The organism is Methylobacterium sp. ME121 (assembly GCF_000974725.1).
GTDB lineage: Bacteria > Pseudomonadota > Alphaproteobacteria > Rhizobiales > Beijerinckiaceae > Methylobacterium > Methylobacterium radiotolerans.
Window position 1 is genome coordinate 95,007 of sequence record NZ_BBUX01000016.1, and the last position, 13,873, is coordinate 108,879.

A 13,873-nucleotide genomic window follows, 5' to 3' on the forward strand; every position below is an offset into this window, starting at 1 on the left:
CAAGCTCCTCAGCGGGAATCACGCCGGGCCGCCGGCTGACGATCGGTGGTGGGGACCTCGCCAGTCAGGACAAGGCTCTTGAAGTAGTGAAGCGCTTTCGACGCGAGTTCCTTCGGCACGACGCCGTCGAAGAAGCGGGCGGCCACGTCGCCCAGCATGCCCCCGGGGGGATCGAAGCGGACGCGCAGCGTAACGACCGTGCCGCGGCCGCCCTGAGCCGCGCGGAAGCGGACCTCGCACGCGGTCACGAGCGCGCTGCCGCCGTCCGCGCTCGCGCGGATCAGCTCGCCCGGCCGCTCCTCGGTGATCTGCATGACCCAGGCATGGCTCTGGCCGAGCGGGCCGTCGGCGCGCCACTCGGTCCGTCCGTGTCCGCTCGGGCGGATCTCCGCCAAGAACGCCATGATGCGCGGAAGGGTCTGCGGATCTCGCCAGACCCGATAGAGTTCGTCGGCCGGGCGCTCGACGGTGATGGAAGACTCGACCTCGGGCTCATCGCCCCAGCCGTGCGGAGCGTCGGTTTCTCGCGCACGCCCTCGACCCGGCTGACCGAGCTGCTGCGCGCCGAGGATGGCAAGAGCCGCTGCCCCAGCCGCACCGGCCAGCGCCCATCCGACACCACCGAGGCCATGCCCGGCGTGCGCGCGCGAGCCGGCCGGAACCCGATCATGCCCCCGTGGGTCGCGCGGTCTGCCGTTTCCGTGTCGATCATCCACGGGTCACCCCCTTGGTCAGAGTGCTGCGAAGTGCGGACTTGCGTGATGGTCCGGCGGCGTAGCGGGATGCGGAGCGACCCGCTCCGATCTGCTCGGCCGTTTCGCGTTTGGACAACAGCGGCTGGAGGACCCGGGTTTGATAAGGGGTGACCCTAGGGATGTTCCCGGCCGTTGCGCGAGCGGGCAAGCGTCGGCGCAGCGCCGACCTCCGTTCATCGATCGCTCATCCTCGCGCGGGGATCTGGCGGGCATCGGCCTGACGAACGCCGTCGGGCGGTCATGGCCGGAGCCACGAGCTCGGACAGCATCTCGGCGCCGAGCCGGTCCGTCAGGCGCGCGGTGCCACGCAACCGTATACGGATCGTAGTTTCCCCGCCCGGCGATATTCGTGTCGGTGCCGCCGTCGAGCATGCGGTCGAGCACACCGCGCGCAGGCATGGACGTCGAGCGATCCGCGCTGAGGTGTCCCGAGGGGCGATCGTGCTCTAGCCCTCCCGTGCGGAACACGGTGCGCGGGACACGGCCGAAGGCGTCGGATGCATTCCGAGCGCCTGTCCGGGCCGGGGGCGCAGCATCACGCCATGTAAGCAGCGGGGTCGCGCGCGGAGCGGCCGGCGAGAGCCGGCGATCCGCGAAGGCGGCATGTCAACGTTCAGCCAACCTCATCCGGTGGGTGGACCCGTGCAGGATCGGGACCTGGGGCAGAATTGCCGCCCCTCCCCCGCTGGCTCAGCTCCCGACGCGATCAGAGCCCGAGCGGCGCGGCTCTGGAAAACAATGACCCTGCGGAGGCAAGAAGGCCTCTGACCGAAACGCCGCAGCGGCAGATCCAGGCAAGCTTATCTGGCATCGACGGATGGTTACCGGCCCTCTTTGGCCCATGTCGGCTGGCGCCTGTTCGGACTCAGGATCATCAAGCTAACATATTTAATATTCCGCCGACCGATACGGATTCAATGATGTGGTGGGCCATGATGATCGTAGACCGGGGCCGAGCTCTGATCCGCCACGTCGACAGAAGCCAGTGAGGAAGCCGACGTGGGATCCGGAGATTTCCTCACGGGAGGCGGTCGAGTCGCCGTCCGCATCCGTGAGCGTGACTGGACAGCCACGTCGCTCGGCCCGATCGCGGCGTGGCCGGACGCATTGCGGCACGCATTGAGCAGCATGCTCAACTCGGCCTTTCCAACTTACCTCGCCTGGGGACCAGACCTCATCAGCTTCTACAACGACGCGTACCGACCCATCCTCGGCATCAAGCCCGAGGCGCTTGGGCGTCCTTTCCCCGAGGTCTGGGAAGAGGCCTGGGACCAGATCGGGCCTGTGATGGAGCGAGCGCTGCGGGGCGAGGCAAGTTATCTGGAGGATTACACCGTTACGGTGGATCACCACGGCACGCGGGAGCAGAGTCTCTGGACGTTCGCCTACTCGCCGGTTCGGGACGAGCGCGGCAGCGTGCGCGGCGTCCTCTGTCACGTTCATGAAACCACCGCGCGGATCCTGACGGAGCGGCGTCTCCGATGCGCCATTCAGGAGATCGAGGCACACCGAGCGCGCTTCGAGGCCCTGATCGAACATCTCCCTTTCGGGGCCGGACTCTTCGGGGCCGACGGGCAAGCCCTGATCACCAATCCCCTTTATCGCAGATTCCTCCCTGACGGCTGGCCGCCCTCTCTCGATCCGGAGGTGCAGCCGCGTTGGACGGGCTTCGACGCGGAGGGCCGGGTCGTCAGCCCGTACGACTACCCTTTCGCGCGGGCGATGCGGGGCGAACTCGTGAAGAACATGAGCTTCCTGCACCGAACCCGTGAGGGCGACGAGTGCTGGATGCGCATCAGCGGCATTCCGGTCCACGGAGGCGATGGCGTTGTTCGGCAAGCCATCGTTGTGGTGCAGGACGTCGATCGGGAGAAGCGCGCCGAAGCGGCTCTGCGCGAGAGCGAGGCCCGATTTCGGCGCTACGCCGCGCATTCGGCAAACGTCCTCTGGCTCGCCGACCTGACGAGCGGGCGACTCGATTACCTCAGCCCGGCCTTTGTCCAGGTCTGGGGCATGCCCTGCGCGGATATGCCGGATCTCGCGGCTTGGCTCGAGAGCGTCCACCCGGAGGACCGTGACGCCGCGGCGCACGCGCTTGAGCGTGTCGGCGACGGCGAGACCGTGGTTCTGGAGTACCGGATCCTGCGCGCGTCGGACCACGCCGTGCGCCGGATCCGCGATACATTCTTCCCGATCCCGGCGGAGCACGGCCGCGTCCGGCTCGTGGGTGGGATCGCGCAGGACGTCACCGTCGTGACCAGCCCGCGTGCCTATGTGGTCACGGGCGGGGAGGATGCCCGGCACGCGCTTGTCGGTGCCCTGCAGGCCGCCGGGTACGCCGTTCAGGCCTTCGCGAGCGATCAGGCCCTCCTCAAGCTGGCGGGCTCCCTGATGCCGGGCTGCGTCGTGCTGGACTTGGAGCAAACCGACGCGTTCGTGACCGCGAGCCAGCTGAAGGCGTCTTGCGCGCACCTCCCCGTCGTGGCGGTCGGGGCGGGCGGGGGCGATGTCGGGATCGGCGTGCGCGCCATGAAGGCGGGGGCGGTCGATTTCCTCGAAGCGCCCTGGACAACGGAGGTGCTGCTCCTCGCCGTGAAGACGGCTCTGGCCGGGATCCGCGACGTCGCCGAGCGGTCGCGCGCGCTCGACGAGTCTCAGGATCGGATCGCGGCTCTGTCCGGGCGCGAGCGCGCGGTGCTGGAGGGCTTGCTCGCGGGCGGCACCAACAAGACCATCGCCCGGACGCTGGGCCTGAGCCCGCGCACGGTGGAGATCCATCGGGCGCGGCTCATGGAGACGCTCGGCGCCCATACCCTGCCCGAGGCCGTCCTCATCGCGTCCGCGGCCGGCGTGCGCCCCGCCCAGCAGGAGGGCGGCAAGGCCGAGCCCGGCGGCCGGTAGATGCGGTCCGCTCGGCACCTCGCAGCGGCGGCGGATACGGAAGTGGCGTCGCGGAAGCCGGGATCGGCGTTGCGTCAGGCCGGTGGTCGCACACCATTGCGAGTGCCGGCGCCCCGCGCCCGGTACGAGGGCGAGAGATACCCCGCCTCGAACTCTGCGAGTTGGCGAAGTTGGCGCGGCGCGAGGATCCGCAGCCGACGTCCGCGCAGCGTGATCAATCCGTCGCGCCGCAGGACTTGCAGCACGCGGTTCACGTGGACACTCGACAGACCGAGCGTTTCGGCCAGCTCCCTCTGGGTCAGCGGCATATCGAACTGCCCGGCCGCGGTCTCGCCGATCGACCCGAGGCGCTCCAGTAGTTCGCACAGAAGGTGGGCCATGCGCTCGGGACCCGAGCGCATGGCGATATTGGCCATCCACTCGCGGGCAGTCGCCTCCTCGGTGAGCTTCGCCCTCTGCAGCGCCAGCGCGATACCGGGATGCCGGTCGAGCAGGTCGAAGTAGACCGCGCGCGGGACCTCGGCGATCCGACAGGGGGTCAGGGTTTCGATCGTGTGGTCCAGGGGGTAGCCGTGGATGGCGCCCCGGTCGCAGAGATCGCCGGGGATGAGATAGGCGAGGATCTGGCGCCGGCCCGACGCGCAGCGCTTGAGCCGGCCGGCGAAGCCGGCCGCGACGATCAGGGCATGTTCGGCCACGCCGTCCTGCTCCACGAGGGCGGTGTGCCGCGCGATCGGCCGAACATACCGAGTCAAGCCCGCGAGCGCCGCCCGATCCGGCACCGTGAGCGGGGCAAGCCCCTCGAGCTTGCGGATCAGCGCGGATCTGGGTTCGCTTCCTACCGGAGCCGACGGCCGTGGCGGACGAATACGCCTGGATACGGCGGTATCCGTGACGGTCATGGGGACGACGGTCTCCATAAGGGCCTCTCCGAAGACGGGCCCTATTCACCTGTCCCGGCGCCGGACGTACATCCGGCCCGTTCCTTAGGACCTCTCCGATCCGCGCGCTTCGATGTCTTCGCTCCGATACGCCATCGCGGGCGCAAGCCGGGCGATGTGCGGCCACCAGCGCGCGCGCAGGTCGACATAGGCCTGCGCCGCTGCCTCGTCTCGGGCGACCGCGATGCCGGCCTCGGCGAGCCGGGATGCCGCCGCCTCCCAATGGGTGCGCCAGCGCTGCCGCTCAAGCGGATCGACGCCCGTCACGACTGCCGGATCAACCGACAGAAAGGTCGCCTCCAGGGTGACGACCAGCATCTGGGCCACCCGCCAGAGTGCCTCGATCGCTGCGGCCTCCTTCAACCATGCCGTGTCCTCGCCCGCGATGGTGCTGCGGATCAGCGACGCAGTGTCGAGCGCGAGGTAAGCTTGCGCCGAGACTGAATAGTAAGGTTGTCGGAAGCGAAAGTAGAACAACACTGGATAGAAGTGATGAGTCTCCTTCATCTCGGCCATCCCCTGGCCGAGAGAGACGAGGTGACTGTAGCCGCCGCTGAACTGCCCGCGCGGTCCGAGCCGGGCCAGCAGCTCTCCCGCGTCGGAGGTGCCCGCCGAGAGGATATGAAGCTGAAGGCCGAGCGCGTTGCGCTGCCGCAGGGCGCCGTAGACCTGCATGACGTAGGTCAGGACCAGCGAGGTCACCGACATGCCGATCAGCGAATTCACCAAGTAGACGAGCCGATAGGCGTCTGTCGTGGGCTTGAAGTCGCTGGCGCCGACGATCGCCATGCTGCTGCCACCGGCGTAGAGCGCGGTGAGAAAGTCCGCGGGTGTCGGGCCGCTGGCCGCCTGCACGCCGGTCCCGAGCCCGGGATGGATGATGAGCCCGGCGCCGAGGGTCAGGCCGACGGCCCAGAACAGGACGTAGAGGAGGAGGATGACGGGTCCGCAGAAGGACAGCACTGCCCCGCGGTGCGTCCCGGTCGCCTCGGCGGCGCGGCGAAAGGCCATCCAGGCGAGATGCGCGACCCGTTCGGCAATCAGGCCGGTGCCGATGCGGGCGTAGAGAACGGTCAGGAAGACGTCGAGGAGAACGATCCCCATCACGAGGACGCCCGACGCGCGTTCGAGAACGGACACCATGATCAGCCTGTCGCGAGGTCCTGTGCGCCGTAGGCGCCACTCTCGTCGCGAACCGGCCGTCGCCGTTCCCGTTCCTGCGATCCATCCTTAGGATAATCCCTGTCGGGATCAGGCAGGCGGCCGAGCATCCAGAGACGCGCTCGGTTCGGCCGGCAGCCGCCCGCAGGACTCGGTGTCGAGCCGGTATCGCTTCTCGACCGCGCCCCAGAACGCGCATTTCAGCTCCGGGCACCGGTGGTCGAGCACCGCTTCGATGGCCGCGGCGGCTTCGCGCGCGCAGGCATCACGGTCCGCATCCGGGACAAGATCGATCATGGCGCCACTCCAGGCCAGCGGCCAGCCGCGGCGCGCGTGGGAGAAGAAGTAACGGTCGGCGTCGCCCACAAGGATCCGGACATCTCCGTAGGTTCGATGCGGATTCGATCCGATCCTCCGATAAATTCGCGCGCGGTCTGAGAAATGCGCCCGCATCGGATACTTCCTATGGATTCGTCCGCAGGAAACGGGTGCAGGCCGGCCCGGTTCAGCCATAAGTCCACATCAGGAGGTCTTTATGGAACTGAAGCAGGTCTTATTCGCGAGCACGATGATCGTGGCCCTGGCCGGCGGTAACGCGCAGGCTCAACAATCGTCTGTCAGCAATCAGCGCGTCACGCAGGATCAGCCGGATGGGCAGGGCACACAGATCTACGTCAGCTCGGCGGGCGTGCGGCAGATCCAGCAGGCCCTGACCCAGAAGGGCTACAGCACGGGCAATGTCGACGGCCGCTGGAACCCGCAGACCGCGGCGGCGGCGCGCAGCTTCCAGCAGGCGCAGAACATGGAGCCGACCGGCTCGCTCACCATCCCGCTCGTCTACGGTCTCGGTCTCGAACAGGACATCATCTTCGGCAACCGCGACCGGCAGGGCGGACAGGGCGGTGATCAAGGCACCAAGCAGGCCGACAACCAGCGCATCGTCGTCGAGCGCGCGGACAGCCGCGGGACGCCCCTCTACGTCAGCCCGGCCGGCATCCGGCAGATCCAGCAGGCGCTGAACCAGCAGGGCTGGAACACGGGACAGGTGGATGGCCGCTGGGGCCCCGCGACCGTCCAGGCGGCGCGCAGCTACCAGCAGGCGCATGCGCTCGAGCCGACGGGACGGCTCGAGGTCGGCCTCGTTGCCGCCCTCGGCCTGACCGATTCCATCTTCTCGGCCGGGCACGGCACAGGCCCGCAGGCCGCAAACGCGGCACGGCCACAGCCGAGTCAGGCGACCGGCTCGGGTGGCGATCGGCAGGTCGACAACCAGCGCATCGCCGTGGAGCGCACGGACAGCCCCGGAGAGCCGCTGTCCATGAATGCCGACGGTGTGCGGCAGATCCAGCAGGTGCTCAACCAGCGGGGTTACGCGGCCGGCCACCTCGACGGCAATTGGAACAACGACACGACGATCGCCGCGACGCACTTCCAGCAGGCGCAGGGCCTGGAGCCCACCGGCACGCTGACCACGAACCTGCTGGCTACGGTCGGCATGTCGCGCTGGGAGCGGGGCGAGTTCATGGGCGGCATGACGGCGCGTGCGAACACGCCGGGCAATCCGAACCCACAGACCACCGGGTCCTTCAACGGTTCGGGCGCCGCCGCATCGGGCGGTGCGGATGGCGGCACCGCGAAATCCGACGCGGCCGCCGGCCAGGGCGGCGACGCGCACGCAGCGCCGGGCGCACGCTAGCCGGAGTTGGGGGCGGTGGCCCGCCGCCGGCGCCTCGTTCTCGGAAGCGCTTCGACAGGCCTTCGCCCCCGCAGCGCGCATCGCACGATCCGACCCGGCTCTTACGGGAGCCGGGTCGGAGGCGCAGGCGGCACGATCTGATCCTTCTGGCGGGCAGTCAGATCTGCCCGATCCGGCGAAGTCGAGCGTCGCGTGATCGGCCGGACCGGTCGGCCGCCCCGAACGAGGTGCTCTATGCAGAGCCTACCCAGAGCCGTCGACGATCCGATGATGCGCAGACTGGTCGCACTTATGCAGGAGCGGCTGCCAAGCTCGGTTCCCCAGGGCCGTCTCCACTTGTTGGAGCAACTGCGCGCCTTCGAGCGCGAGGCGCTGGAGCGCGGGGCAGATCCAGGCACCCTGCGCTCGATCCGGGCCACACAGGCCTTCGTCCGGAGATGCGATCCGCCATCGACGTCTCGAGGCACCGGCAGCGATCAGCTCTGACGGCGCGCGAGCGAAGTGTCGAGCTTTGGATGGCTCCGCCGGGCGGTGCCGTGACGGATGCCCTCGCCCGAGAACATGCCGGGAGACGCTTCGCCGCTGGCGCGGTCCTCGCGCCGCGGGACTCGGCGAGCGCCGTTCCGCGGCGGAAGAGCCCGGCGCGCCTGCGGCAGCTCTCGACCGGACCAGACGGTGGCGTCTCGACGGATCGCCGCCACACCCACGAGGCGCGACGATGGCGGCCCGCGTCCTGCAGGCGAAGTCGATTCCTCCGTCAACCTGACGCGGATCTCAGACGCCGCGCCGGAAATCCTTTCCCGGACCGGGACGCCTGCCCACGCCGGAGGTCTCCTAGGGGATTGTCCGCAGGAACGGGGCGGATGGGTCCCCGGTTCGCCTCGTTGCAACACGGACCCCATCCCCGCGAGCGCCCAAGTCCGGAACGGTCGTACCGCCGGATCTGGCTCCCGCCCCTCGGCCGATAGGAGAAGACGGCAATGCGAGCCCTAGTCTGGCACGGCAAGGAGGACATCCGCTGCGACACCGTCAGCGATCCGGAGATTGAGGACGGGCGCGACGTCATCGTCAAAGTGACGAGTTGCGCGATCTGCGGCTCGGATCTGCACCTGTTTCACAACTTCATTCCCGCGATGCTGCCGGGCGACGTCCTGGGCCACGAGACCATGGGCGAGGTCGTCGAGACCGGGCGCGGGCTCAATGGGAAGGTGAAGAAGGGGGACCGGGTCGTCGTGCCCTTCACCATCGTCTGCGGCGAGTGCGACCAGTGCAAGCGCGGCTATTTCTCCGTTTGTCAGCGGAGCAACCGCAAGAAGCACCTCGCCGACAAGGTCTTCGGCCACACCACGGCGGGCCTGTTCGGGTACTCGCATCTTACCGGCGGCTATCCAGGCGGCCAGGCCGAGTATCTGCGCGTGCCGTTCGCCGACGCGACGGTCCAGAAGGTGCCCGAGGGCATCCCTGACGAGAAGCTTCTCTTCCTCTCGGACATCTTCCCGACCGGCTGGCAGGCGGCCGTACAGGCCGACATCCAGCCCACCGACACCGTGGCGATCTGGGGCTGCGGGCCTGTCGGCCAGATGACGATCCGCTCGGCCATTCTGCTGGGCGCCGAGCAGGTCATCGCGATCGACCACCTGCCGGAGCGGCTGGAGATGGCCGAGGCCGGGGGCGCCATCACCATCAACTTCGACGAGGAGAACGTCGTCGAGCGCCTCAACGAGCTGACCGGGGGCGAGGGTCCCGAGAAGTGCATCGACTGCATCGGCATGGAGAGCCACGTCACACCTTCCCTGCCGGACACGGTCTATGACCGGGCCAAGCAGATCCTCCTCGCCGAGAGCGACCGGCCGCATGTGCTGCGCGAGATGATCTACGTGTGCCGACCGGGCGGCTTGATCTCGATCCCGGGCGTCTACGGCGGCTTGGTCGACAAGATCCCGATGGGCGCGGCGATGAATAAAGGCCTGACGTTCCGCATGGGACAGACCCACGTCCAGCGCTGGACCGGCGATCTCCTGCGGCGGATCGAGGAGGAGCAGATCGACCCCTCCTTCGTCATCACGCACGAGGTGCCGCTCGATCAAGGACCCGAGATGTACCGGACGTTCCGGGACAAGCAGGACAGCTGCATCAAGGTCGTTCTCAAACCCTGACCCTTCGCGAGGAAGATCATGACGAACATTACGAGCTTCTCGAACATCACGCGGTCAGAGGGCGATCCGAAGGTGCTTCGATCCGGGCCGAGTTCGCGCGGCGTGCCGGACAGCCTCGCGAAGGGGCTGGGCTGGTTCAGCCTCGGGCTGGGTCTCACGGAACTCCTGGCGCCCGGGCGGATCACGCGCGCGCTGGGGATGGAGGGCAAGGAGGCCTTGGTGCGCGTCTACGGTGCCCGGGAGATCGGCAGCGGCATCCTCTCGCTGTCGGTCGACAAGAACGTCGGGCTCTGGAGCCGGGTCGCGGGCGATGGCCTCGACATCGCGACCGTATTGACGGCGCTGCGGCCGGACAACCCGAAGCGCGGCAATGTCGCCATTGCCCTGGCGCTGCTGGTCGGTATCACGGCGGTTGACCTGATCGACGCGCAGACCAGCACGGCGCGGCACAGCCGCGCGGTGGGCCGCAAACGCTCCTACCGGGATCGCAGCGGATTTCCGCGCGGCGTCCAGGCATCCCGCGGTGCCGCCCGGGACTTCAAGACACCGTCCGACCTTCGACACGCCCCAGCTCTCGCCGCGGTGTCGAAGAAGACGACTGCAGCTTGAGGCAGGGCTGTCCGGAGCAGAGCCCCTTTACCTGGGCGGCTGACCGCGTCGCGTGAGCGAGCCGGCACCGTCCAGATTGGCCTCGATGAGCCGAATTGTTTGTGCTCTTCCTGAGCTGGGCGGCTCACGGGCGTATCGCCCACCAACCATCTATACGCGTGCAGCTGTACCCGGGCCCATTTTTCGGTTGTCGCAAATCTACGATGGCATGTCGCGTGGTGCGGTTATGCGGTTGTGGATGAAAATCCATTTATGTCTGCTTTCAGGAACTCACCCCTCGACGAATCAGCGACGGGAACGGGTGCGAAGCTGAATGTCCGATCTTGCGCGCGATGACGCTTCGGCGTGACGCGGTCCGGCCGAAAGCGGCCTGTCCGCTTCGGGGAAAGAGCGCCGGAATAACGGACGGCCTCCTACCGACCCAACCTATCCACCTCAGCGGTCACCCACGCACTGCGGAAGCCGTTCACGCATGGGCGACCGGCAGTTCGCCGACCCGTGTCGTGTAGCGCGGCGTGCGCATCTCGAACTTCGTGGTCCAGTCGCGCCGGTTCACGAGCCCGGCCCGCGCCGGCACGACGGCGCCGCGGCCCCAGCGCGCGTTGCACGCGTCCATCGCCGCCATCAGCGGTCCGGATCGCGCCCGGTCCAACGTGCCGATCAGAGCCCGCGGGCTGTGCGACAGCGTCACGAGGTCGTTCGTCACGATCCCGGCCTTCGAGTACCGCCACGGCCGCTCGCCCGGCTCGCGCCAGGTCCGCGCCACCCCGTGCCGCGCCGCCTTGATCAGCGCCAGCGTGTCGGAGCTGTGCTCCGGCAGCTGCACCGTCGTCGAGACCGAGCGCATCGGCTCGTCCCGGTCGTGCTCGCTCGTGTGGTAGAAGACCGTGACGTGATCGGTGCCCAGCCCCTCGCGCCGCAGCTTCTCTCCGAGCCGTGTCGCGTGCGCCGCCACCGCCTCCTCCAGCACCGCCCGCTCGGTGATCCGGCTGGAGAACGAGCGCGTCACCGCGCAGCCCTTGCGCCGCGCCGGCACCAGCTCCAGCGGCAGGCAGGCCGCGCCGCGCAGCTCGTAGATGATCCGCTCGCCCACCACGGTCAGGCCTTTGCGCACCGGCCGCGGGTCGAGGTCGCGCAGGTCCGCCACGCTCTCGACGCCCATCGCCCGGAGCTTGGCGAGCGAGGCCCGGCCGATGCCCCAGACCTCGCCGACGTCGATCCGGCACAGCCAGTGCGCGTAGGCCGCCGGGTCGGTCAGGTCGCACACGCCGCCGAGAACCGGAACGCTCTTGGCGATGTGGTTGGCGAGCTTGGCCAGCGTCTTGGTCGGGCCGATGCCGACGCAGGTCGGGATCCCGGTCCAGGCCCGCACCGTGGCGCGCAGGTCGCGCGCGAGCTCGACCCGCAAGCCCGGCGCCACGTCCGACAGGTTCAGGAAGCTCTCGTCGATGGAGTAGATCTCCACCTGCGGGCTGAATTGCCGGTACACCGCGTTGGTCCGCCCCGACATGTCGCCGTAGAGGGTGTAGTTCGACGAGAACACCCGCACGCCCCGTGCCCGGCACAGGTCGCGGATCTTGAAGTACGGGTCGCCCATCTTGATGCCGAGCGCCTTGGCTTCGCTGGTCCGGGCGATGGCGCAGCCGTCGTTGTTCGAGAGCACGATCACCGGGACAGTGGCGAGCTTCGGGTCGAACACGCGCTCGCACGCGCAGTAGAAGCTGTTGCCGTCGATCAGCGCCACGGCGCGGCCGCCGCCGATCCGGTCGCGCCGGCGGGCTTCCAGCGTGCTCACAAGAGCTGCCCGCGGGCGACATGCCAGCGGATCGAGAAGCGCACCACGCCCCAGATCACGCCCTCGCCGAGCTCGTCGACCGCGAAGGCGGGCAGGTCCGGATTGCAGAAGGCGAGGCGGGCGACGTTGCCGTCGATCACGAGGCGCTTGCAACTCATCTGGCCGTCGACGGCCGCGACGACGATGCTGCCGTGGCCCGCCTTGAGGCTGCGATCGACGCAGGCGAGGTCGCGGTCGTAGATGCCGGCCCCTTCCATCGACGAACCGCTGATTCGCCACAGGAAGGTGGCGGGCGGGTTCGGCACGAGCCAGCGGGGCAGTTCGAGCGCGCCCTCGAGGAAGTCATCGGCGGGCGACGGGAAGCCGGCGCACAGGGCTTGGCCGATCAGCGGCACGCGGACGGCGTCCGGGCTCCCAACCAGCAGTCCGTCGATCCGGTTGAGGTGCACCCGTGGCTCCGCCGTTCTGGAACGAATGCGGAACAAATCCCATGCGCGGGCTCGGTTCAATCTGCGGGCGAGATGTTTCTTTCCGGCCGGTGGACGAATGTGAACTCGGATCGAAAACGCCTGCTTGGGCTGGATCTTAAGCGGCTCGCGCGGTCGGCGAAGAGCGTTCGGCAGGTCTGGACAGGTGAGGGTCGACGATGGCGAGGACGACGGCGTTCGTGGTGCAGCGCTTCGAGGTGCATCGGAAGCGGCTGCGCCCGGCCCGGCAGGAGCCGGCGCAGACCGAGAGCGGGGCGGTGAAGAAGGCGGAGAACATGGCCAAGCGGATGCCGGGCGCGGCGGCGCCGAAGGTCTTGGCCGACGAGACCGTCGGGCCGGACGTCATCACGATCATCGCCAATGGGGCGAGATCCCGAAGATCTCGCCGCGAGCTTGCAGGGTGGCTGACCATCGGTGATGTCGGCGTCATGCGGGCTGACGAGCTTGCCGTTGCCGGCCGCGAGCTTCTGATTGCCAGCGCCAAGCGACACATCGCCCAAGGTGAGGTCGAGCGGCGTAGGAGAGGGGCGCCGGCCGAGACCTATAGCCGGCTGCCCGACGTCGGCGACGTGAGCCCATCGCCAGCCTGCACGTAGATTACAGGGTATTCTCGTGCGATGAGAGTGCGCGGGCGAACTTGAGTAGCTTCTGGCGGTCCCGGCGGTCTTCTAACCCGTACCAGAGCTGCAGCAGCTCACATGCTTCACTGGACTCAATCCCATGGGCTTCACCGCTCAGAAACGCATGAGGCGAAACGCCAACTGCGGATGCAATGCGGCTGAGAAGCTCCCTGCTTCGAGCGATGCTCGAAAAGAGCTGCCCTGCATCACTCATGATCGCCAACGTCGAAGCCCGCAACGGGAAAGCGTGCTGTGGTCCTGAATGATTGGCGTCAGGGTCTCTCGGAGCAGAGCCATGGAACCCCATCTGAGACCGAGCGGACCGGGGCGCCTGAAACGGCGGCCAACAAGAAGCTCGAGCCTCTTGTAATCGCTTCGCACATGCCCACATCAGCTCAGTTGCTGCGGGCGCACTGTGAAGTGCCTGCCGAGAGTGTTGAGGCTCTTGGATCCGCGGTGGCACCCGCCATATCCTGTTCATCAGCCGGCGTGCGAAAGCAGTCGCTGATCCCTCGACATCGGCAATCACTCGTCGGCCCCTAGGTTTAGGGACTGTCACGTGCGCGAAAGGCGAGTGTGCCTCGGATCTCCGCTTGCCGAATGCGAGAGGGGATCCAGACACAGGAGGTTGGCGCGGACGCTGCTCCATGCAGATCTGCGCGTCCGCTTCCCGGTCGTGCGAGACGGCAGCCGGCGCGAGCCAGTGCCGCCCACAGCTCAGGGGGGCGCCTCGCGGCCGATGTGGAAGGGT

12 protein-coding genes are annotated in these 13,873 nt (G+C 68.2%); 6 read left to right on the forward strand and 6 right to left on the reverse strand.

Annotated elements, in window-relative coordinates; all coding sequences use genetic code 11:
• Positions 1-8: 8 nt before the first annotated feature.
• Positions 9-716 carry an SRPBCC family protein gene (locus ME121_RS33615; RefSeq protein WP_089231091.1) on the reverse strand — a complete coding sequence of 236 codons (708 nt, stop codon included), beginning with the start codon at positions 714-716 and terminating at the stop codon, positions 9-11.
• A gap of 1,167 nt (positions 717-1,883) precedes the next feature.
• Here ME121_RS33615 and ME121_RS33620 point away from each other — a divergent pair.
• On the forward strand, positions 1,884-3,656 hold the full coding sequence (locus ME121_RS33620; RefSeq protein ID WP_210383152.1) for a PAS domain S-box protein: 1,773 nt from the start codon (positions 1,884-1,886) through the stop codon (positions 3,654-3,656).
• A 74-nt stretch (positions 3,657-3,730) separates the two neighbouring features.
• On the opposite strand, the gene ME121_RS13275 is transcribed toward ME121_RS33620, so the two are convergent.
• The 3 genes from ME121_RS13275 to ME121_RS13285 form a co-directional block, all read right to left on the reverse strand.
• Positions 3,731-4,576 (reverse strand): Crp/Fnr family transcriptional regulator, encoded by an 846-nt coding sequence (locus ME121_RS13275; RefSeq protein WP_059408977.1) that lies wholly within the window; start codon positions 4,574-4,576, stop codon positions 3,731-3,733.
• A 66-nt stretch (positions 4,577-4,642) separates the two neighbouring features.
• The gene (locus ME121_RS13280; RefSeq protein WP_029361341.1) at positions 4,643-5,740 is read right to left on the reverse strand and encodes a hypothetical protein; all 1,098 of its coding nucleotides are present in this window, start codon (positions 5,738-5,740) and stop codon (positions 4,643-4,645) included.
• A gap of 108 nt (positions 5,741-5,848) precedes the next feature.
• Positions 5,849-6,211, reverse strand: coding sequence for a hypothetical protein (locus ME121_RS13285; protein ID WP_012329961.1), 363 nt, complete (start codon positions 6,209-6,211; stop codon positions 5,849-5,851).
• 82 nt (positions 6,212-6,293) lie between these two features.
• On the opposite strand from ME121_RS13285, the gene ME121_RS13290 reads away from it, so the two are divergent.
• The 4 genes from ME121_RS13290 to ME121_RS13305 all read left to right on the forward strand — a co-directional run bounded on the left by ME121_RS13290 (position 6,294) and on the right by ME121_RS13305 (position 10,219).
• The gene (locus ME121_RS13290; RefSeq protein WP_024827436.1) at positions 6,294-7,454 is read left to right on the forward strand and encodes a peptidoglycan-binding domain-containing protein; all 1,161 of its coding nucleotides are present in this window, start codon (positions 6,294-6,296) and stop codon (positions 7,452-7,454) included.
• A 234-nt stretch (positions 7,455-7,688) separates the two neighbouring features.
• Positions 7,689-7,940 (forward strand): hypothetical protein, encoded by a 252-nt coding sequence (locus ME121_RS13295; protein WP_024827435.1) that lies wholly within the window; start codon positions 7,689-7,691, stop codon positions 7,938-7,940.
• 494 nt (positions 7,941-8,434) lie between these two features.
• Positions 8,435-9,610, forward strand: coding sequence for a zinc-dependent alcohol dehydrogenase (locus ME121_RS13300; protein WP_024827434.1), 1,176 nt, complete (start codon positions 8,435-8,437; stop codon positions 9,608-9,610).
• 18 nt (positions 9,611-9,628) lie between these two features.
• The gene (locus ME121_RS13305; RefSeq protein ID WP_089231086.1) at positions 9,629-10,219 is read left to right on the forward strand and encodes a hypothetical protein; all 591 of its coding nucleotides are present in this window, start codon (positions 9,629-9,631) and stop codon (positions 10,217-10,219) included.
• A 466-nt stretch (positions 10,220-10,685) separates the two neighbouring features.
• On the opposite strand, the gene ME121_RS13310 is transcribed toward ME121_RS13305, so the two are convergent.
• Complete coding sequence (locus ME121_RS13310) at positions 10,686-12,014, reverse strand: Y-family DNA polymerase (RefSeq protein ID WP_059408978.1); 1,329 nt, start codon at positions 12,012-12,014, stop codon at positions 10,686-10,688.
• A complete protein-coding gene (locus ME121_RS13315; protein ID WP_024827431.1) occupies positions 12,011-12,463 on the reverse strand; it encodes a LexA family protein in 453 nt (150 codons plus the stop codon). The genes ME121_RS13310 and ME121_RS13315 overlap by 4 nt, the downstream gene beginning before the upstream one ends.
• A gap of 197 nt (positions 12,464-12,660) precedes the next feature.
• Here ME121_RS13315 and ME121_RS33625 point away from each other — a divergent pair, with 197 nt between their 5' ends.
• Positions 12,661-13,098 carry a hypothetical protein gene (locus ME121_RS33625; protein WP_432442971.1) on the forward strand — a complete coding sequence of 146 codons (438 nt, stop codon included), beginning with the start codon at positions 12,661-12,663 and terminating at the stop codon, positions 13,096-13,098.
• The last annotated feature ends 775 nt before the right edge of the window (positions 13,099-13,873 follow it).